This is a genomic window from Micromonospora profundi (assembly GCF_011927785.1).
GTDB classification, from domain to species: domain Bacteria; phylum Actinomycetota; class Actinomycetes; order Mycobacteriales; family Micromonosporaceae; genus Micromonospora; species Micromonospora profundi.
The window spans coordinates 69,057-92,515 of record NZ_JAATJK010000001.1; the positions used below are offsets into that span (position 1 = coordinate 69,057).

17 protein-coding genes and 2 pseudogenes are annotated in these 23,459 nt (G+C 71.5%); 11 read left to right on the forward strand and 8 right to left on the reverse strand.

Going from position 1 to position 23,459, the window contains the following annotated elements:
• Nucleotides 1-7 precede the first annotated feature (7 nt).
• Nucleotides 8-904, reverse strand: a complete 897-nt coding sequence (locus F4558_RS00350) for an alpha/beta hydrolase family protein (RefSeq protein WP_053660261.1) — start codon at nucleotides 902-904, stop codon at nucleotides 8-10.
• A 23-nt stretch (nucleotides 905-927) separates the two neighbouring features.
• Between F4558_RS00350 and F4558_RS00355 the strand changes: the two genes are divergently transcribed.
• Complete coding sequence (locus F4558_RS00355) at nucleotides 928-1,230, forward strand: hypothetical protein (RefSeq protein WP_053660258.1); 303 nt, start codon at nucleotides 928-930, stop codon at nucleotides 1,228-1,230.
• Between the two features lie 15 nt (nucleotides 1,231-1,245).
• On the opposite strand, the pseudogene F4558_RS00360 reads toward F4558_RS00355, so the two are convergent.
• Nucleotides 1,246-2,358: pseudogene (locus F4558_RS00360) on the reverse strand (acetate kinase); the annotation flags it as partial.
• The gene (gene pta / locus F4558_RS00365) at nucleotides 2,355-4,424 is read right to left on the reverse strand and encodes a phosphate acetyltransferase (protein ID WP_053660256.1); all 2,070 of its coding nucleotides are present in this window, start codon (nucleotides 4,422-4,424) and stop codon (nucleotides 2,355-2,357) included. The pseudogene F4558_RS00360 and the gene pta, both read right to left, overlap by 4 nt.
• A gap of 547 nt (nucleotides 4,425-4,971) precedes the next feature.
• On the opposite strand from pta, the gene F4558_RS00370 reads away from it, so the two are divergent.
• Entirely contained in the window at nucleotides 4,972-5,673 is a 702-nt protein-coding gene (locus tag F4558_RS00370) for a hypothetical protein (RefSeq protein ID WP_053660254.1), read from the forward strand.
• Nucleotides 5,666-7,870, forward strand: coding sequence for a bifunctional polysaccharide deacetylase/glycosyltransferase family 2 protein (locus F4558_RS00375; RefSeq protein ID WP_167942877.1), 2,205 nt, complete (start codon nucleotides 5,666-5,668; stop codon nucleotides 7,868-7,870). Before F4558_RS00370 ends, F4558_RS00375 begins: the two co-directional genes overlap by 8 nt.
• Before the next feature lie 57 nt (nucleotides 7,871-7,927).
• Here the strand turns inward: F4558_RS00375 and F4558_RS00380 are convergent, their stop codons facing one another.
• The 5 genes from F4558_RS00380 to F4558_RS00400 all read right to left on the reverse strand — a co-directional run bounded on the left by F4558_RS00380 (nucleotide 7,928) and on the right by F4558_RS00400 (nucleotide 14,848).
• Nucleotides 7,928-8,107: a DUF6104 family protein gene (locus tag F4558_RS00380; RefSeq protein WP_053660250.1), complete on the reverse strand. Its 180-nt coding sequence runs from the start codon at nucleotides 8,105-8,107 to the stop codon at nucleotides 7,928-7,930.
• A gap of 115 nt (nucleotides 8,108-8,222) precedes the next feature.
• Complete coding sequence (locus tag F4558_RS00385; protein ID WP_053660247.1) at nucleotides 8,223-12,005, reverse strand: multifunctional oxoglutarate decarboxylase/oxoglutarate dehydrogenase thiamine pyrophosphate-binding subunit/dihydrolipoyllysine-residue succinyltransferase subunit; 3,783 nt, start codon at nucleotides 12,003-12,005, stop codon at nucleotides 8,223-8,225.
• 297 nt (nucleotides 12,006-12,302) lie between these two features.
• Nucleotides 12,303-13,127 (reverse strand): DUF2705 family protein, encoded by an 825-nt coding sequence (locus F4558_RS00390; RefSeq protein WP_053660245.1) that lies wholly within the window; start codon nucleotides 13,125-13,127, stop codon nucleotides 12,303-12,305.
• Nucleotides 13,124-14,059, reverse strand: a complete 936-nt coding sequence (locus F4558_RS00395) for an ABC transporter ATP-binding protein (protein ID WP_167942878.1) — start codon at nucleotides 14,057-14,059, stop codon at nucleotides 13,124-13,126. Before F4558_RS00395 ends, F4558_RS00390 begins: the two co-directional genes overlap by 4 nt.
• 141 nt (nucleotides 14,060-14,200) lie before the next feature.
• Nucleotides 14,201-14,848: a hypothetical protein gene (locus tag F4558_RS00400; RefSeq protein WP_167942879.1), complete on the reverse strand. Its 648-nt coding sequence runs from the start codon at nucleotides 14,846-14,848 to the stop codon at nucleotides 14,201-14,203.
• 150 nt (nucleotides 14,849-14,998) lie between these two features.
• Between F4558_RS00400 and F4558_RS00405 the strand changes: the two genes are divergently transcribed.
• The 8 genes and pseudogenes from F4558_RS00405 (at nucleotide 14,999) to F4558_RS00440 (ending at nucleotide 23,448) form a co-directional block, all read left to right on the forward strand.
• Complete coding sequence (locus F4558_RS00405; RefSeq protein ID WP_167942880.1) at nucleotides 14,999-15,778, forward strand: GNAT family N-acetyltransferase; 780 nt, start codon at nucleotides 14,999-15,001, stop codon at nucleotides 15,776-15,778.
• A pseudogene (locus tag F4558_RS00410) lies at nucleotides 15,775-16,608 on the forward strand (lysophospholipid acyltransferase family protein); the annotation flags it as partial. The gene F4558_RS00405 and the pseudogene F4558_RS00410, both read left to right, overlap by 4 nt.
• Nucleotides 16,609-16,831: 223 nt before the next feature.
• Nucleotides 16,832-17,434, forward strand: a complete 603-nt coding sequence (locus tag F4558_RS00415) for a PadR family transcriptional regulator (RefSeq protein ID WP_167942881.1) — start codon at nucleotides 16,832-16,834, stop codon at nucleotides 17,432-17,434.
• A gap of 97 nt (nucleotides 17,435-17,531) precedes the next feature.
• Nucleotides 17,532-18,233, forward strand: coding sequence for a response regulator transcription factor (locus F4558_RS00420; RefSeq protein WP_030336721.1), 702 nt, complete (start codon nucleotides 17,532-17,534; stop codon nucleotides 18,231-18,233).
• The gene (locus F4558_RS00425) at nucleotides 18,230-19,786 is read left to right on the forward strand and encodes a HAMP domain-containing sensor histidine kinase (protein ID WP_167942882.1); all 1,557 of its coding nucleotides are present in this window, start codon (nucleotides 18,230-18,232) and stop codon (nucleotides 19,784-19,786) included. Before F4558_RS00420 ends, F4558_RS00425 begins: the two co-directional genes overlap by 4 nt.
• Before the next feature lie 62 nt (nucleotides 19,787-19,848).
• Complete coding sequence (locus F4558_RS00430) at nucleotides 19,849-21,363, forward strand: S1C family serine protease (protein WP_053660230.1); 1,515 nt, start codon at nucleotides 19,849-19,851, stop codon at nucleotides 21,361-21,363.
• 176 nt (nucleotides 21,364-21,539) lie between these two features.
• A complete protein-coding gene (locus F4558_RS00435) occupies nucleotides 21,540-22,223 on the forward strand; it encodes a BON domain-containing protein (protein WP_312877257.1) in 684 nt (227 codons plus the stop codon).
• 169 nt (nucleotides 22,224-22,392) lie between these two features.
• The gene (locus F4558_RS00440) at nucleotides 22,393-23,448 is read left to right on the forward strand and encodes a glycosyltransferase family 4 protein (RefSeq protein ID WP_053660585.1); all 1,056 of its coding nucleotides are present in this window, start codon (nucleotides 22,393-22,395) and stop codon (nucleotides 23,446-23,448) included.
• Nucleotides 23,449-23,459: the final 11 nt, after the last annotated feature.

Genomic DNA, 23,459 nt, shown 5'->3' on the forward strand with positions numbered 1-23,459 from the left:
GTTGGTGTCAGTGGGGCGGACGGGACTCGTAGCGGGTCAGGGGCGTGCGGGCGCCGACGGGCAGGCGTGCTCCCGCTGCCCGGTCGCCGTAGAGGGTCCAGCGGAGGAAGTCGATTGTGGTGGCGAGGACCGCCGCGAACCCCGGGTTGCCCGGTGTCAGGTATTCGCCGTGGCCCTGACCGAGCAGGCTGAGGAACGCGGCCGGCCCCGGTACGCGCGCGTACGCGGCCCGGCCGACAGTCAGCGGCACCACCTGGTCAGCCGTACCGTGCACGAAGAGCAGCGGAGCGACGGGCCCGGCGAAGCTGCCGGGCAGTCCGCCGCCGGCGATCACGATGCCGGAGCGCAGCCGGGCGGGGTGGCCCTCGGCGAACATGCCGCTCGTGGTGAAGCCGCCCGCGGAGTGCCCGGCGGCGGCGATCGACGCGAGGTCCAGGTGGCCGGCGAGCGGATCGGTGGGCTCGCTGTCGAGGCGGCTCAGGTGCCGGATGAGCCGCCAGCCGTCGGCGGGCTGGTTGCGGACATCGGCCCGGGTGAACCGGGCGGCTCCCTGTCGGGTGTGCGGGTAAGCGGGGGCGGCAACCACGAATCCGGCCGCCGCCCACCGGGTGGTCAGCCCGGCGTGCAACTCGGGCCGGCTGTACAGACCGTGGCTGTAGATCACCACCGGGAACCGCCCGGGGGCCACGTTGCCGGTCGACGACGGGTACCAGATGGTCACCGGCAGGGGACGCGCCGAGCGCGCATCGAGGGTGAACGTACGCACGCCGACGGCGTACGACCCCTCGGGCGCCCGACGCGCCGGCGCCGGGATGCTGGACCCGCCCGGCGCGGCGGTGGCAGGCGCGCAGCCAGCCAACAGAGCCGACACCACAAGTACGGCGATCAGCCGCCCCGCCCCCATGGCTTCACCGTAGGTGGCAGAGGGTGCGCCGCGAGCCCGCCGTCCGGCCCGGCTGCACCGCCACCCGGGTGGGTCGACTCCGCCGGCCGGGTCGACACGGGCCGACGGAGTGGGCGGGACGGTACGCCGACGCCGTCTTCGCTACTGTCACCGGCATGGCTGAGAACTACACGGACCCCAGCGGCAACACCGAGGCGTTCCGCGCGTTCACCCAGACGCCGGAGGCCGCCGGGTCGACGGAGTCACCGTCCCGCCTCCCGCTGATCATCGGTGTGGCTGCGGTCGTCGTGCTCCTGGTGGCCGTCGTCGCCTGGCTCGTCGCCTAGCTGGCGCTGCGAGCCGCCGCCGTCGACCACCTCACGGGTCTGCTGGGCGATCTCCCGTTCCTCGTCGGTGCGGATGACGCACACGCTCACCTCGGCGCCGTCCGGCGAAATGAGCCGGTCGCCGTCGCCGTCGTTGCGGTCAGAGTCCACGGCGATGCCCAGCCGGGCCAGCCCGGCCAGTGCGGCGGCCCGCACCGGCGCGGCGTGCTCGCCCACACCCGCGGTGAACGTGATCGCGTCGACCCGGCCGAGCAGCGCGTAGTACGCGCCGACGTACCCGGTGATCCGCCGGCAGTACACGTCGAAGGCCAGCGCGGCGGCCCGATTCCCGGCCGCCCGGCGCTGCAGCACCTCGCGCATGTCGTTGACGCCGGTGAGCCCGAGCAGGCCGCTGCGGTGGTTGAGCAGGTCGTCGATGTCGTCGACCGACATCCCGCCCTCACGGCGCAGGTGGAAGATCACGGTCGGGTCCAGGTCGCCGCTGCGGGTGCCCATCACCAGCCCCTCCAACGGGGACATCCCCATCGAGGTGGCGACGCTGCGGCCGTTGGACACCGCGCAGGCGCTCGCGCCGTTGCCCAGGTGCAGGGTGATGGTGTTGAGCTTGTCGTACGGGCGGTCCAGCAGTTCGGCGGTGCGTCGGGAGACGTACGCGTGCGAGGTGCCGTGGAAGCCGTACCGGCGGATGCCGTACTGCTGCGCGGTGTCCAGGTCGATCGCGTAGGTCGCGGCGGCCTCCGGCAGGGTGTGGTGGAACGCGGTGTCGAAGACGGCGACCTGCGCGACGTCCGGCAGCGCCGCCCGGGCCACCTCGATGCCGGCCAGGTTGGCCGGGTTGTGCAGCGGGGCGAGCGGCACGAGGTCGCGGATCGCGGTCAGCACCGCGTCGTCGATGAGGACCGGGGTGCTGAACTTCCGCCCGCCGTGCACCACCCGGTGCCCGACCGCGGTGAGCCCGTCCAGGTCCAGATCGCCGAGGATCTGCCGTACGGCCCCGGCGTGGTCGGCGGGGCCGCCGCCGGGCTCGCCGACCCGCTCGACGGTGCCCTTGTCCAGGGTCCGGTCCCCGTCGTAGTGCCGCCACTTCACCGACGACGACCCACAGTTGAGCACAAGTACCCGACTCACGAGCCCTCCTCGGTGGCGGCCTGGATGGCGGTGATCGCCGCCGTGTTGACGATGTCCGGCACTGTCGCGCCCCGGGACAGGTCGTTCACCGGCCGGCGCAGGCCCTGCATCACCGGGCCGACGGCGACCGCCCCGGCGGACCGCTGCACCGCCTTGTAGGTGTTGTTGCCGGTGTTGAGGTCCGGGAAGATGAAGACAGTGGCCTTGCCGGCCACCGGGCTGCCGGGCAGCTTGGTCGCGGCCACCGCCGGGTCGATCGCCGCGTCGTACTGGATCGGTCCCTCGACCAGCAGGTCGGGGCGGCGCTCCCGGACCAGCTCGGTGGCCGTGGCGACCTTCTCCACGTCCGCGCCCGCGCCCGAGCTGCCAGTGGAGTACGACAGCATCGCCACCCGGGGCTCGATGCCGAACCGGGCAGCGGTGTCGGCCGACGAGATCGCGATGTCGGCGAGCTGCGCGGCGTCCGGGTCGCGGTTGACGGCGCAGTCGCCGTAGACGAGCACCCGGTCGGCGAGCAGCATGAAGAAGACGCTGGAGGCCACCGAGACGTCCGGGACCGTACGGATGATCTCGAACGCCGGCCGGATGGTGGCGGCGGTGGTGTGCGTGGCCCCCGAGATCATTCCGTCGGCGTGCCCGGTGGCCACCATGAGGGTGCCGAAGTAGTTGGCCTGCGCCACCACGTCGTACGCCAGCTCGACGGTGACCCCCCGGTGGGCGCGCAGCTTCGCGTACTCGGCCGCGAACTCGTCCCGCCAGGGGCTGCTGACCGGGTCGACGACGTCCGCGCCGGTCAGGTCGATGCCCAGCTCACGGGTGCGGCGGGCGATGTCGTCCGGACGGCCGAGCAGGGTGAGGTCGGCCACGCCCCGGCGGAGCAGGATCTCGGCGGCGCGCAGGATCCGCTCCTCGGTCCCCTCCGGCAGCACCAGCCGGCGGCGGTTGGCCCGGGCGCGGTCGATCAGGTCGTACTCGAACATCAGCGGGGTGACCCGCTCCGACCGGCTGACCCGCAGCCGGCGGGCCAGGTCGGCGGTGTCCACGTTGCCCTCGAACGCGCCGAGGGCGGCCTCCACCTTGCGCGGGTTGGCCGGGCTGGGCCGCGCCTCGATCCGGCTGGACGCCTCGACGGTGTCGTAGCTGTCGCTGGGCACCGACAGCACGGCGAACCCGGTGTTGAGCCGCTCGACAAGGCGCATCGCCCGGGGGTCGGGCTGCTCGCCGAGGGTGAGGATCACGCCTGCCAGCGAGACCTGCCCGGCCACGTGCGCGGCACTCGCCGCGACGATCAGGTCGGCGCGGTCGCCGGGGGTGATGACAAGCGCCCCTTCGGTCAGGTGGTCGAGCAGGATCGGCACGTGCGCCGCGCCGACCACGTAGTCGAGGACGTCCCGACCGAGTGTGGCGTCGTCGCCAGCCAGCAGCGTGGCGTCGAGCGCCGTCGCGACCTCGGCCACCGTCGGCGCCGACACGGTCGGCACCTCCGGGATGGCGTACGCGGGAACCGGCAGCTCTGGCAACGTCATCGGCTCGGACACCCGGTTGGCAATGACCGCGAGCACCGTCGCGCCCAGGTCCACCAGATCGTGGTACGCCCCACGCGCCGTCGCCGCGATGGACTCGGGCGGCTGGCCGAAGCCGTCCACGACGGGCACCACCACGCTGCCGAACTCGGTGGCGAGCCGGGCGTTGAAGGCCAGCTCGCGGGGGCCGGCGCCGTCCCCGCCGTCGGCGAAGTCGCTGCCCACCACGACCACCGCCGGGCAGCGCCGTTCGACAGCCCGGTACCGCTCGACGATCCGCGAGATCAGCTCCTCGCGGCGGCCGTCGGCGACAAGCGCGGCCGCCTCGGCGTACGTCGTGCCGGTCAGCTCGTCCTCGGGCACTTCGATCCGGTAGCGGTCGTGCAGGAGCGCGAGGATCGGGTCGGGTCGGCTGCCGGAGACAAGCGGTCGGAACGCGCCGATCCGCTCGACCTGCCGGGAGAGGAGTTCCGCGAGGCCGAGGGCGATGGTCGACTTGCCCCCGCCGGACCCCACGCTGGTCAGATAGACGCTGCGGGCCACGCACCCACCCTAGAAGATCACCGTCTGCCGCGCGCGGGTCCGGTGGCCCTGGACCGCGACATCACCAGCCGGATATGGGGTGCGAATGTGGCCGTGCCGGCGACCGGGCGAGGCGATCGACATGCGCCGTCTGCCGGGCCGGGTGCGGGGGCGGTCCGGTTCGAGGGGGTGGGTCGGCTGCTCGGCGGGGTACGACCCCGGTTCGTCACGTCGGCCGGCCCGATCAGACCTGGCCTGGCGGTCGATCGACCGAATGGGCGACTACTCTGAGTAGTCATACGGCTGCATGATCTTTTGCTGGGGCCCATGCGTGCGGCCCATGTCTCATCAGCGAGACGGAAGATGAAGGTGAGCGATATTCGCGCCTAGACTTCGCGCCATGACTGCCCACCGTGTGAGCAGCGACGATACGTCGATCGGGAGGTCGATGCCCGCAGGCGAGGCAGGCTGCGGTTCGGCCGCCGACTCGAAGCGTACCGGACGCGTTATGGATGTCGATGGCTCGCGCCGACTCCCGCGCGTACCCCACCGGACGTCCAGGCGGCCCGTGGCGCCGTCCCTCCTCGACGCGCCGACCGAGGTGCGCCCAGCCCTGTCCGACGCGCCCACGGAGGTGCGCCCGGCCCTGTTCGACGGGCGGCCGGCCCTGACCGACGCGCCGACCGAGGTGCGTCCGTCCCTGTTCGACGCACCGACCATGATCATGGGGCGGTCCGACAACCCCACCGCGTTGATGACCGCTGTACGCAAGCAGTCGCCGGTCTTCGTCGACCCCAGCGGTCGGCGCCTCTCCCGCCTGCGCCTGCTCGCGTACGTCGCGGGGCTACTCGGCCTGATCTACACCGCGCTGGTGGGTGTCAGCTTCGCTGGCGTGGTGGAGCCGCACACGGTGCTCCCGTTCGTCGACGAGGTCAAGCAGTCCGAGCGGCCCGCACCGCAGACCGGGGCGACCGCAGCCGTTCCCGATCCGTCGACGGCTGCCCCCCGCACGCCGACGGTCACCACGGCGCCCACAGCAGTCCCGGCGCTACCCCCCTCGCTGGCACCCACCCGGTCACCGAGTGTCACCCGCCCGCCGGCCGCCACCCGCCCACCGACCCGCGACCCGGCGGGCCGGCCGACCCCCTCCAGGCCGGCACCGACCGCCCCGCAGGCCCCCGCACCCACTGTGACGGCACCCACCGAGAACCCGCCGTCGGTGCCGGACGAACGGCCCGAGCAGGCCGTCGGTCCCCGCGCCGATGGCTGAACCGACGATCACACCGACCCGCCACCGCCGCCGGGCCGTACCGCAACCGCGGTGGATCCTGCTCGGCATGCTGCTTGCCGTCCTGGGCAGCGTGCTCTTCGTCAACGCGTACACGAACGCCTCCTTCACGCCGGACCACCACCAGAGCAGCAGCGGCCAGCGGGACGTCCCCACCTCGGTGGTGACCGGCGGACCGATTATCAGCGCCAACAGCGAGCAGGTCCGCTCCTACCGGCTGCCGGAGCGGACGATCGCGCTCACCTTCGACGACGGCCCCGACCCGGTCTGGACCCCCGAGGTGCTCCGCGTCCTGGACGCCCACCAGGTCAAGGGCACGTTCTTCGTGCTGGGCTCGCAGGTTTCCCGGCACCCCGACGCGGCCCGGAGCCTTGTCGCGGGTGGCCACGAGGTCGGCGTGCACACCTTCACCCACCCCCAGCTCGCCGAGCTGCCGGCCTGGCGGCGACAGCTGGAGTACGGGCAGACGCAGCTCGTCGTGGCGGCCGTCACCGGCGTGCGGACCCCACTGATCAGGTTTCCCTACTCCTCGCACGCCAACGCTATCGACAACCGGGACTGGCCGGTGGTGAGGTCCGCCGGTGATCTGGGCTATCTGACGGTGCTCAACGACACCGACAGCAAGGACTGGGCACGACCCGGCGTAGAAAAGATCATCGAGAATGCGACCCCGGACGGTACGTCGGGTGCGGTCACGCTGTGGCACGACGCCGGCGGCGACCGCTCACAGACAGTGGCCGCCCTGGACCGGTTCATCCCGCTGATGAAGGAACGGGGATACCGCTTCGTCACCGCCACCGAGGGACTGAACCTCGCCTTCGCCGCCGCCGGTGTCGACCACCGGGTGGACGCCGGGGTGGCAGCCACCGCCGGGGACCGCTGGCGCGGCCGGATGCTGGTCTGGGCGGTGCGCGGCGCCGACGACGTGCTGGGCGTGCTCGGCGTCCTGTTCGTCCTCGTCGGCGCGCTCACGGTGGGGCGTACCGCAGTGCTGATCGTGCTCTCCGGCCGGCACGCCCGCCGCCGTCGGTCCAGGGACTGGACGTGGGGGCCGCCGGTCACCGAGCCGGTGTCGGTGATCGTGCCCGCGTACAACGAGAAGGAGGGGATCGCCGCGGCGGTCCGCTCGCTCGCCAATGGCGACCATCCCGGCGGGATCGAGGTGATCGTCGTCGACGACGGCTCCACCGACGGGACCGCGGACATCGTCGAGGCGCTCCGCCTGCCGAACGTCCGGGTGGTCCGCAAGCCCAACGGCGGCAAGCCCAGCGCGTTGAACACCGGCATCGCGCTGGCCCGGCACGACCTGCTCGTGCTTGTCGACGGGGACACCATCTTCGAGCCCGACTCCGTCCGTCGGCTGGTGCAGCCGTTCGCCGACCCCCGGGTGGGCGCGGTGGCCGGCAACGTCAAGGTCGGCAACCGGCGCAGCCTGATCGCCAAGTGGCAGCACATCGAGTACGTCATCGGCTTCAACCTGGACCGGCGGCTCTACGAGACGCTGCGCTGCATGCCGACGGTGCCCGGTGCGATCGGCGGTTTCCGGCGGGAGGCGCTGCGCTACGCCGGTGGGCTGACCGACGACACGCTGGCCGAGGACACCGACATCACCATCGCCCTCGGCCGCGCCGGCTGGAAGATCGTCTATGAGGAGACGGCCCGCGCCTGGACCGAGGCGCCGACGAGCATCGGCCAGCTCTGGAAACAGCGCTACAGGTGGAGCTACGGCACCATGCAGGCGTTGTGGAAGCACCGCCGCTCAGTGCTCGACCGGGGCGCCTCAGGCCGGTTCACCAGGCGCTGCCTGTTCTTCGTCAGCCTCTTCGGAGTGCTTCTCCCGCTGCTCGCGCCGGTGATCGACCTGATGGCGCTCTACGGCCTGTTCTTCCTCGACCGGAAGGCCACAGCAATCGCCTGGCTGGCGATGCTCGGCATGCAGCTGGTCACCGCAATGGTGGCGTTCCGACTGGACCGGGAGAAGCTCGGCGTGCTGTGGGTCCTGCCGCTTCAGCAGTTCGCGTACCGCCAACTGATGTACCTGGTGATCATCCAGTCGGTGGTCACCGCGCTGACCGGCGGCCGGCTGGGCTGGCAGAAACTGCGACGGACCGGCCTGGAACCGCCGCCCATCGCGCCGGTCAGGCCCCCGTCGCCCGTCGACGCGCGCCCGGCGCCGTAACCTCCACCGCCGGGGCGGCTCGGCCAGTTAATCGTCGGCGCGTAGTCCGGCAGGCGGTCAGTCCTCGTCGATGTCGTCCAGGCGCGCCAGCCAGGTGGCGAAACGCTCGATCGGCGTCTCGAACTCGGGGTTGAGGTCGACGAAGTCCCGAAGGCGCTCGCCCAGCCACTCCAGGGTCACCTGCTCGTCACCCCGGCGCTCCACGAGCTCCTCGATGCCACGGTCGGTGAAGTACATCGCGTACATCCTCATGCTCTCGACCCGGTGCGGCCGGGCGGGTGGTCGGTGGGCCGACGAGAGCCGGGGCAGGCCGTGGTGACGGCGCTGCCCCGGCTCTCGCGGTGCGTTCAGGTCACGGGCGGGGGAGTGCCGCCTCGATCAGAGCCGCCTGCTCGACCTCGTGGGTCTTGGCCGAGCCGACCGCCGGAGCGGCCGCGGCCGGGCGGGAGATCCGCCGCAGCCGGACGTCGGTGAGGTGCTCCAGCAGGTTGAGCGCGACGAACGACCAGGCGCCCTGGTTGGCCGGCTCCTCCTGCACCCAGGCGAAGTCCTCCGCGTTCGGGTACTGCGCCAGAGCGGCCCGGATCTCCTCCACCGGCAGCGGGTACAGCTGCTCGATCCGGATGATCGCGGTGTCGGTGACGCCGCGCTCCTGACGGGCCTGGAACAGGTCGTAGTAGACCTTGCCCGAGCAGAGCAGCACCCGCTTGACCGCCTCCGGCGCCGGGGCGCCGGTGTCGCGCAGCACCGGCTGGAAGGTGCCGGTGGTGAAGTCCTCGACGGAGGAGACGCAGAGCTTGTGCCGCAGCAGCGACTTCGGCGTGAACACCACGAGCGGCTTGCGCTTCGGCGACAGGGCCTGGCGACGCAGCAGGTGGAAGTAGTTCGCCGGAGTCGTCGGGATGGACACCCGCATGTTGTCCTCGGCGCACATCTGAAGGAAACGCTCCGGACGACCAGAGGTGTGGTCCGGGCCCTGACCCTCGTGGCCGTGCGGCAGCAGCAGGGTCACGGCGGAACGCTGACCCCACTTGACCTCGCCGGAGGAGATGAACTCGTCGATCACCGACTGGGCGCCGTTGACGAAGTCACCGAACTGGGCCTCCCAGGCGACAAGCGCGTTGATGTTCTCCACCGAGTAGCCGTACTCGAAGCCCATCGCCGCGTACTCGCTGAGCAGCGAGTCGTGCACGAAGAACCGGGAGCGCTCGCCGTCGCCGGTGAGCGACATCAGCGGCAGGTAGTCGTCGCCGGTGCGGGAGTCGACCACCGAGGCGTGCCGCTGGACGAACGTGCCGCGACGCGAATCCTGCCCGGCGAGCCGGACGGTGACCCCGTCGTGCAGCAGCGAGCCGAACGCGATGATCTCGCCGAAGCCCCAGTCGATGTTGCCGTCGACGGACATCTTGGCCCGCCGGTCGAGCAGCTGCTGGATCCGCTTGTGCGGCGTAAAGCCCTCCGGCAGGTTGACGTGCGCGTCGCCGACCGCCTTCACCACGGAGACGTCGGTGGCCGTGTCGACCTGCGGCTCCGGCTCCTCCTCGCGGCGCGGCCGGTTGAGCTGGCGCGGTGCCGCGGCGGCGTCCCGGGTGGCCTTGAAGACCTTCTCCAGCTGCGCCTGGTAGTCGCGCAGCAGCTCCTCCGCGTCCTCCACGGTGATGTCGCCGCGACCGATCAGCTCCTCGGTGTAGAGCTTGCGCACCGAACGCTTCGAGTCAATGATCTTGTACATCTGGGGGTTGGACATCGACGGGTCGTCGCCCTCGTTGTGCCCGCGTCGCCGGTAGCAGACCATGTCGATCACGACGTCCTTGTTGAACGTCTGCCGGTACTCGAAGGCCAGCCGGGCCACCCGGACCACGGCCTCCGGGTCGTCGCCGTTGACGTGGAAGATCGGCGCCTGGATCATCCGGGCCACGTCGGTGCTGTAGAGGCTCGACCGGCTGTATTCCGGGGCGGTGGTGAAGCCGACCTGGTTGTTTACCACCACGTGCACGGTGCCGCCGGTGCGGTAGCCGCGCAACTGCGACAGGTTGAGCGTCTCGGCGACCACACCCTGGCCGGCGAACGCGGCGTCGCCGTGCACCGCGAGCGGCAGCACGGTGTAGCCCTCCAGCTTGAGGTCTATCCGGTCCTGCTTGGCCCGGACGATGCCCTCAAGCACCGGGTCGACGGCCTCCAGGTGCGACGGGTTGGCCACCACCGACACCTTGACCGAGTGGTCGCCGCCGGGCGTGGTGAACTTGCCGTTCTGGCCCAGGTGGTACTTCACGTCGCCGGAGCCCTGCGTCGAGCGCGGGTCCAGGTGACCCTCGAACTCCGAGAAGATCTTCTCGTACGGCTTGCCGACGATGTTGGCGAGCACGTTGAGCCGACCCCGGTGCGCCATGCCGATGACGACCTCGTCCAGGCCGCTCTCGGCGGAGCACTCCAGCACCTCACCCAGCAGCGGGATCAGCGACTCGCCGCCCTCCAGCGAGAAGCGCTTCTGGCCGACGTACTTGGTCTGCAGGAAGGTCTCGAACGCCTCGGCGGCGTTGAGCCGGTTGAGGACGTGCTTCTGCTCGTCGGCGGACGGCTTCTCGTACTTGCGCTCGATCCGCTCCTGGACCCAGCGCCGCTCCTCCGGGTCCTGGATGTGCATGTACTCGATGCCGACCCGGCGGCAGTACGAGTCGCGCAGCACGCCCAGGATCTCGCGCAGCTTCATCCGCTTGCGGCCGGCGAAGCCGTTGACCGGGAACTCGCGGTCGAGGTCCCACAGGGTCAGCCCGTGCTGGAGGACGTCCAGGTCGGGGTGCTTGCGGATGGTGAATTCCAGCGGGTCGGTGTCGGCCATCAGGTGACCGCGCACCCGGTACGCGTGGATCAGCTCGTGCACCCGGGCCGTCTTGTTGATCTGGCCCTCGGAGTTGACCGCCACGTCGCGCATCCACCGCACCGGCTCGTACGGGATGCGCAGCGAGGTGAAGATCTCGTCGTAGAAGTCGTGCTCACCGAGGATCAGCTCGTGCATGACCTTGAGGAACTCGCCGGACTGTGCGCCCTGGATGACCCGGTGGTCGTACGTGCTGGTCAGCGTGATGATCTTGCTGACCGCCAGCTCGGCGAGGGTGGTCTCGGACATGCCCTGGTACGGCGCCGGGTACTCCATCGCGCCGACGCCGATGATCGCGCTCTGCCCCTGCATCAGCCGCGGCATCGAGTGCACGGTGCCGATGCCGCCCGGGTTGGTCAGCGAGATCGTGGTGCCGGAGTAGTCCTCCATGGTCAGCTCATTGCGCCGCGCCCGCCGGACCACGTCCTCGTACGCCTGCCAGAACTGCCGGAAGTCCATCTGCTCGCAGCCCTTGATGGAGGGGACCACCAGGTTGCGGCTGCCGTCGGGCTTGGCCAGGTCGATCGCGATGCCCAGGTTGACGTGCGCCGGGCGGACCACTGCCGGCTTGCCGTTGGCCTCGGCGAACGAGTTGTTCATCTCCGGGTGCTGGACGAGCGCCCGGACCATCGCGTAGCCCACCAGGTGGGTGAAGCTGACCTTGCCGCCGCGCCCACGGGCGAGGTGGTTGTTGATCACGATGCGGTTGTCGACAAGCAGCTTGGCCGGGACCGCGCGCACGCTCGTCGCGGTGGGCACGCTCAGGGAAGCGTCCATGTTCTGGACGATCTTCGCGGCGACACCTCGCAGCGGCGTGGTCTGCGGACCGTCATCGCTTGACGTGTCGGCCTTGGCGGCCTTCGCGGCAGGCTTCGCCGGTGCGGCCTTGCCCGGCGCGGTCTTGGCCGGTGCGGCCTTGGCCGGAGCAGCCTCCGACGCGGCGGGCTTGGCCGACGCCGGCTTCGCGGCGGTCGGCTTAGCGGCGGTGGCCGGCTGGGCGCTGCTCGGCTGGCTCACCGTGGCTGCCGCCTCCGGCTGGCCGGCCGGCTCGGGTGCGGCGGCCGGTTTGCCCGACGCCTCACCCCCGCGCGGTGTCCCGGCGCCCGGCGCCGGTCGGTAGTCGGCAAAAAAGTCGTGCCAGGCAGAATCGACACTCGTGGGGTCGGCGAGGTATCGCTGGTACATCTCCTCGACGATCCACTCGTTCGGGCCGAAACCCGCCAGTGGGTTCTCCTGCGAAGTCTGCTGGGTCGACACGGCCGGTAATCGCCTCTTTCACGCGGGTTGTGTGTCACGCGGGTGCCTCGCCGGGCCAGTGAACGGCACGGACAGGACGACTCCCAGGCTACGCCGTACGAAACTCCCTGGCATTTCCGCCTCCGCACCGTGGTCGGATTCACAGAAGATGCCAGAAGTTCAGTAAGCGCTGCGTGACCGGTCACCAACTGGTAAAGCGACCCAATACGGATGCCGGTCGTGCGCGGCGCCACAGGCCGTCACGGTACGGCGTTCCCGGGGTGGCGGCCGTGCCGCCGCCACCCCGGAAACTGTCGCTCAGGAGATGTCGCGTCGACGCATCAACAGCGTGCCGACCAGGCCGGTGACCACCGCGTACCCGATGAGCACTGCGGCACCCGCCCAGCGCGGCGGGTTGCCGGGGATGTCCGCGCCGGTGACCATCAGCGACGAGGCCAGCGACGGCACCAGCAGTTGCAGGTTGTTGATCCAGTCACCCCAGCGGGCGGCCAGAATGCTGATCACCACGATGGCCCCGATCGAGCCACCCAGGTACAGCAGGATGCCGGTCACCGTGGCGCCGATCTGGCTGCGGATCAGCACCCCGATGCCGACGCCGAACACCGCCCAGAGCAGGTACGCGAGCAGGTTCAACCCGATCGCGCGCCAGGCCGCGTCGTTGCCCAGTTGCGAGCCCAACCCGACCGAGTTCAGGACCAACGAACCGGCGACCAGGTTGAACGCGGTGGTGACAAGCCAGAACAGCAGCGCCAGAACGCTCGCCGCAACGAGCTTGGCGGTCATCACCGCGGTGCGGTGCGGGTTGGTGAGGAACGTGGTGGTGACCGTCTGGTGGAAGAACTCGCTTGTCACCACGATGATGCCCAGCAGCATCACGATCAGCAGACCGAAGAACTGCCCGGTGGTGAAAAGGTTCGACGAGAGCGCGTCCGGGCTTGCCGCGGCCGTCAGCGTGTCGACCTGGTCGGCCGGCACCTCGCCGAACTCCTCGCTGGCCAGGACGTCGGTCTGCAACCAGTTGATGAGCAGGGTGAGCGCCCAGAGCGGCAGACTGATGAGCGCGAAGACCCACCACGTGTTCGTCGTACGGATCTTGAGCAGCTCGGATCGGACGAGGTTCATCGGATGCCCGCCTTTCCGGCCGTCAGCTCCAGGAAGACCCGTTCCAGGTCGGGCCGTTCGGTTGTCAGTTCGTGCAGCTCCACGCCGGCGGCCAGGGCGGCCCGGCCGATCGTCGGGGCGTCCACCCCGGCGACCAGCAGGGTGCCGTGCTCGTCGGTGTCGACGGTGGCCGACTGGGCCTTGAGCGCGGCGGTCAGCGCCTCGGTCTGCGGGGTGCGGACCCGCACGCGGGCGCCCTGTGTCATCGACCCCAGAACCTGGTCGACCGGCCCCTGCCGGACCAGCTGCCCGGCCGCGATGATCACCACGTCGTCGGCGAGCAACTGCATCTCGGACAGCAGGTGGCTGGAGACCAGCACCGTGCGGCCCTCGTGGGCGAGGTTCTTGAGGAACCCACGCATCCACCGGATGCCCTCCGGGTCGAGCCCGTTGGCCGGCTCGTCAAGGACCAGCACCCGCGGGTCGCCGAGCATCGCCGCGGCAATGCCGAGACGCTGCTTCATACCCAGCGAGTAGCCCTTGAACTTGCGCTTCGCCGCAGGCGTCAACCCGACAAGGGCCAACGCCTCGTCGGCCCGCTGCTTGGGCAGCCCGGCCGCCGCGCAGATGACCCGCAGGTGGTTGATGCCGGTACGGCCCTTGTGCGCGCTGGAAGCCTCCAGCACCGCGCCGACGTGCCGCAGCGGGTCGGTGAGGTCGGCGTACCGATGGCCGCTGATGGTGGCCGTGCCGCTGGTCGGCGTGACCAGGTTCAGCAGCATGCGCAGCGTGGTGGTCTTACCGGCGCCGTTCGGGCCGAGGAAGCCGGTCACCCGCCCCGGTGCCACGGTGAAGGACAGGTTGTTCACCGCCCGCACACTCTTGTACTGCTTCGTCAGACCGGACACCACGATCTGACCGTCGCTGGTGGGGCTTCGCTGCCCGTCAGTCATCGTTCTCCTCCCGTGCGTGGCGTCGAGGTACGCCGTGGCACAGCGTGACTGCCCCGAGCAACAAGGTCAATCAGGCGCGGTCCGTACGGCGTGGTCCGTCGCGCGGTGGAGGCGCGTCCCCCGTGCGGACGACGGCGCAGGTCAGCGGGCGATCCAGGTGGCCCGGGCGGCCCCGAGCAGCGCGCCGTCCGGGCCGTACAGGCTGGTGTGCACCATCGCCTTGCGACCGTCGACACCGATCAGCGCGCCGGTCACCACGCACTCGTCACCCGGCGCGAGGTGGGCGACGATCGCCGCCGCGATCCGGCCCAGCAGGTACGGGCGGCCCGCCGCGAGCACGGTCCACCCGCCGGGGCAGTCCAACGCCGCCCAGACCGTGGCCGCGCTGACCTGCTCGGGGGCACGAAACGGCGCGGCGGTCCGGTCGTCGGGCAGCCGGCCGGGGAAGATCCGCAGGCCGTCCGCCCGGTCCGGGCCGCACACGTAGCAGCCGGGAAACGGATGCTCGACCAGCCCGGGGTAGCTGGTCGAGGCGGCCACCGCTGTCGCCCAGTCGACAGGGGGTACGACGGCGTCCACGTCACCGGCCGGGCGGACCTCGGCGACGATCTCGCCGGCCGGGTCGAGGACCGCGCCGTCCACCAGGCTCAGCGTGGTGTCCAGCGGCGGCGGCCGACGCAGCGTCACCTCGACAGGCTCGGAGCCGCCAGCCGCGGTGGCGAACACTCCCGCGCTCCAACCACCGTTGCCCGAGCCGGGAGGGCCGTTGTAGCGGGACTCGATGCGCATGTGTCGACCTCCGTGGGGGTGTGGCCGGCACCGGCGCCGGCCCTCCGGCAGCCTCGCACGATCCCGGTCGGGTCCATCGGCCGGCCGCCGTTCATCCGATCGACACCGGTGGTCACCGCCGATGGCACCCGGGGCACCTACACAGGTCCCATGGCCGTTCTGCATGTCGCTGGCGCACCCCTGACGACCAGCGGATACACCCTGCTGATCGCCGACGACCCCACCCAGGTCGCGGCCGCGCAACGCCTGCGCCACGAGGTGTTCGCCACCGAACTCGGCGCCACCCTCCGTCCCGGTGCTGCCGGGTTGGACGTGGACGCCTTCGACGCCCACTGTGACCACCTGATCGTCCGCCACGAGAGCAGCGGCGAGGTGGTCGGTACGTACCGGCTGCTACCGCCCGGGCGCACCAACCGGCGGTACGCCGAGGACGAGTTCGACCTCACCGCGCTCGACCCGCTGCGCGACGACCTGGTCGAGGCGGGCCGCTCCTGCGTGCACCCGGACCACCGCTCCGGAGCGGTGATCAACCTGATGTGGGCAGGGATCATCCGGTACCTGCACCTGCGCGGCTCCCGCTGGCTCGGTGGCTGCGCCTCCGTCCCGATCGCCGACGGCGGCCGGACGGTCGCCGAGGTGTGGGCCCAGGCACAGGCCCGGCACCTGTCGCCGCCTCCGCTGCGGGTCCGGCCGCTGCGTCCGTGGTTCGCCGAGCCGGCGGCTGTCAGCTCAACGCCGGCTGTCAGCTCAGCGGCCGGTGCCAGCGCCGTTCCGCCGCTGTTGCGCGGCTACCTGCGGCTGGGCGCGTGGATCTGCGGCGAGCCGTCGTACGACCCGGACTTCGGATGCGCGGACTTCTACGTGCTCTTCTCGCTGGACCGGATGAACCCGCGCTACCTGCGGCACTTCCTCGGCGAGGCGCAGCGGTGACCGCCGTACCGCACGACCTGTGGAGGCCGACCTCCGGCTGCGGCGAGGAATGCCTGCCGGCGGCTGGCGAGGTGCCGACAGTGCCGGTGGCCCGCCGGGTACTCCGGCTGGCCGCGGCGACCGGGATGCTGCTTGCCGGGCTGGGGGTGGCGGCGGTGCTGCCCGCGTTGCCGGCGTGTGAGCGGCAGGCGTTGGCGCGTGGCTGGGCTCGGACCACCGCGCGGGCCTTCGGCGTCCGACTGGTGATCAAGGGCCGGTTGCCCCGGCGGCGCGCGCTGCTGGTCGCCAACCACGTCTCGTGGCTGGACATCCTGGCCGTGCTGGCGGTCGCGCCGGCCCGACTGGTGGCGAAGCGCGAGGTCCGTAACTGGCCGGTGCTCGGTCTGCTCGCGGCCGCCGGCGGCACGGTCTTCGTGGACCGGTCCCGGCCGCGGGTGCTGCCGGCCACCGTGCGCCGGCTCGCCGACACGCTGCGCGCCGGTCGCTCGGTAGCGGTCTTTCCCGAGGGTACGACCTGGTGCGCGGGCGACGACGCGGTGACGTGTCGCCCCGGGGGCGGGTTCCGCCCGGCCATGTTCCAGGCAGCCATCGACTCGGGCAGCCCGGTGGTGCCGCTGCGACTCGCCTACCGGTGCGAGGCCATCGGATCCGCCACCACGGCAGCCGCGTTCCTCGGCGCGGACACCCTGCTGCGCTCGGTGGCCCGGGTGGTGGCGGCGCGGGACCTGGTGGTCACTGTGACGATCGCCGCCGCGCTGCACCCGGCCCGTGACGCCGACCGGCGGTTGCTGGCCCGGGCCGCCGAGTCGGCCGTACACCTGTTGCCGGCGGCAAGTGGCGCGGCCGGCGGCCGGCGGTATGCGGCATCCGATCTGCCCCTGGCCGAGGTGGTTGGTCCCCCGGGGGGGCGACCGTCGGTCGGTGCGGATTCCTGCCCGACCACGTGGTGCCACCAGGTCTTCGCCGTTGGGATGGTTAAACTCTGGGCCTCCGCGACGCCCGGGAGCATCGTGGCCCGCGCCCGACCGTGGAGCCCGACCGGAAGGAGCCGCCGTGACCGCCGTGTTCAGCCACGGTCGGCTCCGGCTCTACCTGCTGAGACTCCTCGACGACGGCCCTAAGCACGGCTACGAGCTGATCCGTCTCCTGGAGGAGCGGTTCCTCGGGCTGTACGCGCCCAGCGCCGGCACCATCTATCCCCGGCTCCAGCGCCTCGAAGCCGAGGGCCTGGTCAGCCACACAGCAGGCGGAGGGCGCAAGACGTACTCCATCACCGATGCCGGTCGAGGCGAGCTGCGCCAGCGGGCGGACGAGCTGGCCGTCCTGGAAGCGGACATCGCCGCCTCCGTGGCGGACCTCTCCACCCTCGCCGGCCAGGAGCGCGGTGAGTCGAGTGGTGCGACGCGCGACCTCAAGCGGGAGGTGAACGGGGCCACCCGGCGTACCCGGTGGGAGCCGCCCGCCCCGCCGCCCCGGCCGGCGTCGTCCGACGGACCGGACGCGGACCTGCTCGACGAGTTCGATAAGCGGTTGGCCGCGTTCGCCGCCGAGGTCGGCCGTCTGGCGCGCGCCCGGCGGTTCAGCGACACCCAGCTGCGCACCGCGACCCGGCTCCTCGACGGCACCCTGGACGGGCTCCGCCGGCTGCTGCGCTGACAGAGCCTTCGCAGCTGACATCCGCGCCGACCGGACTCACAGGGATTTTCCAGGAAGCGTCCAGCGTCGGTGCAGTGAGGTCACCGATGATGGGCACATGCCCGCTACCCAAACCGAGGCGCGACTTCTCGTCGTCGAGGACGACCCGAACATCCTCGAACTCCTCTCCGCGAGCCTGCGGTTCGCGGGCTTCGACGTGGCCACCGCGACCAGTGGCAGCGCGGCCCTCAACGCCGCCAAGGACCACCGGCCCGACCTGGTGGTGCTCGACGTGATGCTGCCGGATCTCGACGGCTTCGAGGTCATCCGGATGCTCCGCGAGGGCGGTACGCGTACCCCTGTGGTCTTTCTGACCGCGCGGGACGCCACCGACGACAAGATCCGTGGGCTCACCCTGGGCGGCGACGACTACGTCACCAAGCCGTTCAGCCTGGAGGAGTTGACCGCCCGGATCCGCGCCGTGCTGCGCCGCACCACGACCGGTGAACAGGCGCCGTCCCGGCTCACCTTCGCCGACCTGGAGTTGGACGAGGAGACCCACGAGGTGCACCGGGCCGGGCAGCGGGTGCAGCTGTCGCCGACCGAGTTCAAGCTGCTGCGCTACCTGATGCTCAACGCCAACCGGGTGCTGTCCAAGGCGCAGATCCTCGACCACGTCTGGAACTACGACTTCCGTGGTGACGACAACATCGTCGAGTCCTACATCTCCTACCTGCGGCGCAAGGTCGACACCACCCAACCCCGGCTGATCCACACCCTCCGCGGCGTGGGGTACGTGCTGCGCAAGCCGGCGGCGTGAAAGCGGTCCAGCAGGCGAAGGGACGACTGCGGGCCGTACCGCTGCGGGTGAAGCTGGTCACCGCGGTGCTCGCCCTTGTCGCCTGTGCGCTGCTGGTCATCAGCTCGCTCACCACGTTCTTCCTACGCAGCTACCTGGTGGGCCAGGTCGACAGCGAACTCACCGGCTCGGCGCGCAGCATCGAGAGCGCGGTGGTGGCGGCGCAGCAGAGCCGGTTGGGTATCCCGACCGACTACCTGGTGGTGGTGACCAGCCCGAGCGGCGACAGGGTCCTCGGCTACCAGTTCGACGACAGACGCTTCGGCATGGGCGACCTGCCCCCGTGGCCGGCCGACGCCGCAGGCTTCGAGCAGTTGGAAGGCGAACCCTTCACCGTCCGGGCACGGGCCAGCAACGTGCGCTGGCGGATGCTCTACACCGAGCTGCCGAACGGTCAGCTCGCGGCCATCGGCCAGCACCTCACCGACGTGGACATGGCGGTGAAGCGCCTGGTCTGGATAGACCTCCTGGTAGGCGGCGCGGTGCTGCTCCTGCTCGCCTCGGTGGGCGCGGCGATCGTCCGGACCAGCCTCAAACCGCTCGTGGAGATCGAACGGACCGCCGCTGCCATCGCCGGTGGTGATCTGACCCGCCGAGTCCCCGACCCGGAGGAGGGCCACGAACAACCCACCTCCGAACTGGGACGGCTCTCCCGAGCGCTGAACGCGATGCTCACCCAGATCGAGGCGGCGTTCACCGCCCGGGCCGCGTCGGAGTTCGCCGCCCGCTCGGCGGAGAGCAGCGCCCGCGACGCCGCTGCCGCCGCCCAGGCGTCCGAGGCGCGGGCGCGACGCTCCGAGGAGCGGATGCGGCAGTTCGTCGCGGACGCCTCGCACGAGCTGCGTACCCCTCTGACCACCATCCGCGGCTTCGCCGAGCTGTATCGGCAGGGCGCGGCGCGGGCACCGGAGCAGACCGCCGGCCTGCTGCGCCGCATCGAGGACGAGGCGGCCCGGATGGGGCTGCTCGTGGAGGACCTGCTGCTGCTGGCCCGGCTGGACCGGGAGCGGCCGCTCTCGCTGGCCCCGGTGGAGCTGCCGGTGCTCGCCTCCGACGCGGTGCAAGCGGCCCGGGTGATCGCTCCGGACCGGCGTATCGAGTTGGAGATCGCGCCCGATTCGGGCCCACTCGTCGTGTTCGGCGACGACGCGCGGTTGCGCCAGGTCATTGGCAATCTCGTGACAAACGCGCTGACCCACACCCCGTCCGATGCCCAGGTGAGCGTGCGCCTGCGCGCCGAGCCAGGGAACTTCGCCGTGGTGGAGGTGGCCGACACCGGCCCCGGTCTCACCGAGGAACAGTCGGAGCGGGTCTTCGAGCGGTTCTACCGGGCAGACGCGGCGCGGACCCGACGGGCCGACGGGAACATCAGCACCGGCCTCGGCCTGGCCATCGTCGCGGCTCTGGTCTCCGCCCACCACGGCTCGGTCGAGGTGGTCGAGACGCCGGGCGGCGGGGCCACCTTCCGGGTCCGGCTGCCGCAGGTGCCACACGTCGAGGGCGTGGGCGAGTGACTTTCAGGCAACTTCCAGGACGATTCCAGGTTGGTCGCAGTGCCTGGGGAGAAGGTAGTCCCATGACCGAGTTCGAGTCCGACCCGCAGCGGCGGCCGGCACCCACCGACGCCGAGCCGTCGCACCCCACCGCCGAGTTGCCGCGCGACGAACGCGCGCAGACCGACTCCCCGACCACGCCCGTCCAGGTCGTCTCGACCGACGAGGGCGCGCACCCCACCGCCGCTCCCGACGCCCCGGCTCCCTCCAGCGGGTACGCCGGCCAGCCGACCGGCTACGAGCCCTCGACGAGCACCCCCTCCGCCGCGCCGTACCCGGTCCCCGGGCACCCCACGCACGGCCAACCCGGCTATCCGCAGCAGTACCCGGGTGCGCCCTGGTACGCGGGTCAGCAGTCCGGCTGGACCGGCGGGGGTCAGCCGGGCATGGCCTACCAGCAGCACGCCCAGCACCAGCAGCACCCCGGGCAGCCGATGCCTCCGTGGGGTCCGCAGGCAACGCCGCCGGGCACCGGGCCACGGCCGAGCCGGATCGCCAAGTTCGCAGGCGCCGGTGTCGCGGTGTTCGCCCTCATGCTCGGCTCCGGTGTGGCAGGCGGCGCGCTCGCGCTGGCCCTCGACGGCGACAACGGCATCACCCGTACCTACACGGCGGCCCCGGTGCTCAACAGCGCCGACCTGCCGAAGATCGCCGCCGCCGTTCAGGACAGCGTCGTCTCCATCGCCACCAACAGTGGTGAGGGCTCCGGCGTGGTGCTCAGCGCCGACGGATACGTGCTCACCAACAACCACGTGGTCGCCTCCGCCACGGGCGACTCGGTGCAGGTGGTCTTCGCCGACGGCAAGAACGCCCAGGCGAAGATCGTCGGCACCGACCCGAAGACCGACCTGGCCGTGGTGAAGGCCAGCGGCGTGAGCGACCTCAAGCCGGCCACCTTCGGCGACAGTGACGCCATGCAGGTCGGCGACCAGGTGCTCGCCCTCGGAAGCCCGCTCGGGTTGCAGGGCTCGGTGACCGCGGGCATCGTCAGCGCCCGGGACCGCACCATCCGGGCCGGCGACAACAATCAGCCCCAGGACCCGAACCAGCAGAGCCAGGGGGCCAGCTCGATCTCCGGCCTGCTGCAGACCGACGCCCCGATCAACCCCGGCAACTCCGGTGGCGCGCTCGTCAACACCCGGGGCGAGGTGATCGGCGTCAACACCGCCATCGCCACCTCCGGCCAGAGCACCGGCAACATCGGCGTCGGCTTCGCCATCCCGAGCAACAAGGCCAAGGACGTCGCGGGCAAGCTCCAGCGCGGCGAGAAGGTCAGCCACCCGTCCCTCGGGGTGGGTGTCAACCAGGCCGAGGGCGGCGGCGCGCTCATCGCGTCGGTCACCCCGGGCAGCCCGGCCGAGAAGGCCGGCCTCCAGCGCGGCGACGTCGTCACCCGCTTCGGCGACAAGCCGGTGAACGACTCCGACGACCTGGTCGGCGCGGTGCAGGCCGGCAAGGTCGGAGACCGGGTCGAGGTGCAGTTCAAGCGGAACGGCACCGAGAAGTCGGCAACCGTGACGCTCGCCGAGACGTCCTAACCGATAAACCCAACCTGCCTCCCTCCGGCGGCGGGTGGCGGAGCCAAGGGGGTTGGCTCCGTCACCCGCCGCTTTTTTCTGCGGTGCGCGGCGGTTCACCCGGATCGGGTGAACCGCCGTCACCCGTTGGCCCGGCACGTTCGGCAAGCGAACCGGCGACCGTACGGGGGTGGGACGTGAGCGCGGTGGTGGTTGTCCGCGACGACGAGCGGATCCAGCGCGATGTCCTGGCCGAGCTGGCCTGGGATCCGCAGTTGCAGCCGAACGAGATAGGCGTGGCCGTCGACCAGGGCGTCGTGACCCTGAGCGGATACGTGGACGGCGTCGCGCGGGGGTGGGCCGCGGTCCGCAGCGCGCGGCGCGTACGCGGTGTCCGGGCGGTGGCCGACACCATCGAGGTACGCCTGCCGGGGACCCCTGGGCGTACCGACGCCGACCTGGCCCTCGCGGCCTCGCGGGCGCTGGAGTGGGACAGCTTCGTGCCCGCTGAACGGCTCGACGTGACAGTGGCGAACGGTTGGCTGATGCTGCGCGGCGAGGTCGAGTTCGGGTGGCAGCGTCGTGCCGCCGAGGGTGAGGTACGCCGTCTGGACGGCGTACGCGGCATCACGAACCTCATCGAGGTACGACCGTCCACGCCGACGGACGGTGAGCGGTTGCGCCAGGACGTCCAGCGGGCGCTGGCGCGGACGCTCGGCGCCGAGCGGGTGACGGTGGACGTGGACGTGGACGTGGACGGCGAGACGCTGGTCCTCTCCGGGGTGGTCCGCTCCTGGTGGGAGCGGGACCAGGTCGAGCGGGTGGCCTGGTCCGCGCCGGGAGTGCGGGTCGTCCACGACCAACTCCTGGTGGGCGGGTGAGCGTCCGTCTTGTCCGGTTTACCGGTGGCGCCAAGGGGAAACCGCCGCCCACGCGCACCCCACGGTGGTGGCGTGACACCCGAACCGGGGGATCAACGGGGGAGGACTCGTGGTCGTGAACCACCCGCCTGCCGACCGCCGCTCGCCGCAGCGGTCGTTGCGCATCGCGATGGTGGTTCCACCGTGGCTGTCCGTGCCGCCACCCGGCTACGGGGGCCTGGAACAGGTCGTCGCCGGCCTTGTGGACGCCTTGGCCGCGCACGGGCACGCGGTGACCCTGTTCGGTGCCGGTGAGCAGCACGGCACCGACGCCAATGGCTTCGTCTCCACAGTTGCCGAGGTCCAGTACGAGCGGCTCGGCGAGTCGCTGCCCGAGCTGGCCCACCTGGCCCGGCTCAAACGCATGATCACCCCCGCCGATTTCGACGTGATCCACGACCACACGACAATCGGCCCGCTGGTGGCCGGCCGCCGCGCCGTACCTACCGTGGCGACGGTGCACGGCAACCCGGTGGGGGAGTACGGCGACGTGCTCGGCGACGTCGACGAGGGCGTGGCGCTGGTGGCCATCTCGCACGCCCAACGCCGGCTCAACTCGACGCTGCCCTGGGCCGGCACCGTGCACAACGCGCTGGACCTGCGCGGTTTTCCGCGAAAGACCGAGCCCGGCCCCGGGCCGGTGCTGTGGCTGGCCCGGTTCAGCCCGGACAAGGGCCCGGACGTGGCCATCCGCGCCTGCCGGGAGGCCGGCCTACCGCTCTTGCTGGCCGGCAAGTGCAACGAGCCGGCCGAGCGTCGCTACTACGAGCAGGTCGTCGCGCCGCTCATCGACGAGGACGTGACTGTGGTGCTCAACGCCAACCGGGCCGAGACACTGCGGATGCTCGTCGACGCCCGCTGTCTCATCATGCCGATCCAGTGGGACGAGCCGTTCGGCATGGTGATGCTGGAGGCCATGGCGACCGGTACGCCGGTGGTGGCCCTCGACCGCGGCGCGGTGCCCGAGCTGGTGCGGCCCGGTCTGACCGGGCTGGTGTGCCAGCGGCCGGACGAACTACCCGCCGCGCTGCGGGCGTCGGTCGAGTTGAACCCGGCGGACTGCGTGGCGCACGTCGCGGAGAACTTCTCGGTCGAGCGGATGGCGTACGGCTACGAGGACATCTACCGACGCTTCGCCCTCGGCCGGCCCGAGGTCCGCGAGACGACCCCGGTCGCGGCCCGCTGACCAGCCCGGTC

Bases quoted from the DNA above. Each gene is read 5' to 3' on its own strand.
- F4558_RS00400 (WP_167942879.1), bottom strand. From the start codon at position 14,848: ATGCGCATCGAGTCCCGCTACAACGGCCCTCCCGGCTCGGGCAACGGT.
- F4558_RS00430 (WP_053660230.1), top strand. From the start codon at position 19,849: ATGACCGAGTTCGAGTCCGACCCGCAGCGGCGGCCGGCACCCACCGAC.
- F4558_RS00380 (WP_053660250.1), bottom strand. From the start codon at position 8,107: ATGTACTTCACCGACCGTGGCATCGAGGAGCTCGTGGAGCGCCGGGGT.
- F4558_RS00420 (WP_030336721.1), top strand. From the start codon at position 17,532: ATGCCCGCTACCCAAACCGAGGCGCGACTTCTCGTCGTCGAGGACGAC.
- F4558_RS00395 (WP_167942878.1), bottom strand. From the start codon at position 14,059: ATGACTGACGGGCAGCGAAGCCCCACCAGCGACGGTCAGATCGTGGTG.
- F4558_RS00375 (WP_167942877.1), top strand. From the start codon at position 5,666: ATGGCTGAACCGACGATCACACCGACCCGCCACCGCCGCCGGGCCGTA.
- F4558_RS00405 (WP_167942880.1), top strand. From the start codon at position 14,999: ATGGCCGTTCTGCATGTCGCTGGCGCACCCCTGACGACCAGCGGATAC.
- F4558_RS00350 (WP_053660261.1), bottom strand. From the start codon at position 904: ATGGGGGCGGGGCGGCTGATCGCCGTACTTGTGGTGTCGGCTCTGTTG.
- F4558_RS00390 (WP_053660245.1), bottom strand. From the start codon at position 13,127: ATGAACCTCGTCCGATCCGAGCTGCTCAAGATCCGTACGACGAACACG.
- F4558_RS00440 (WP_053660585.1), top strand. From the start codon at position 22,393: ATGGTGGTTCCACCGTGGCTGTCCGTGCCGCCACCCGGCTACGGGGGC.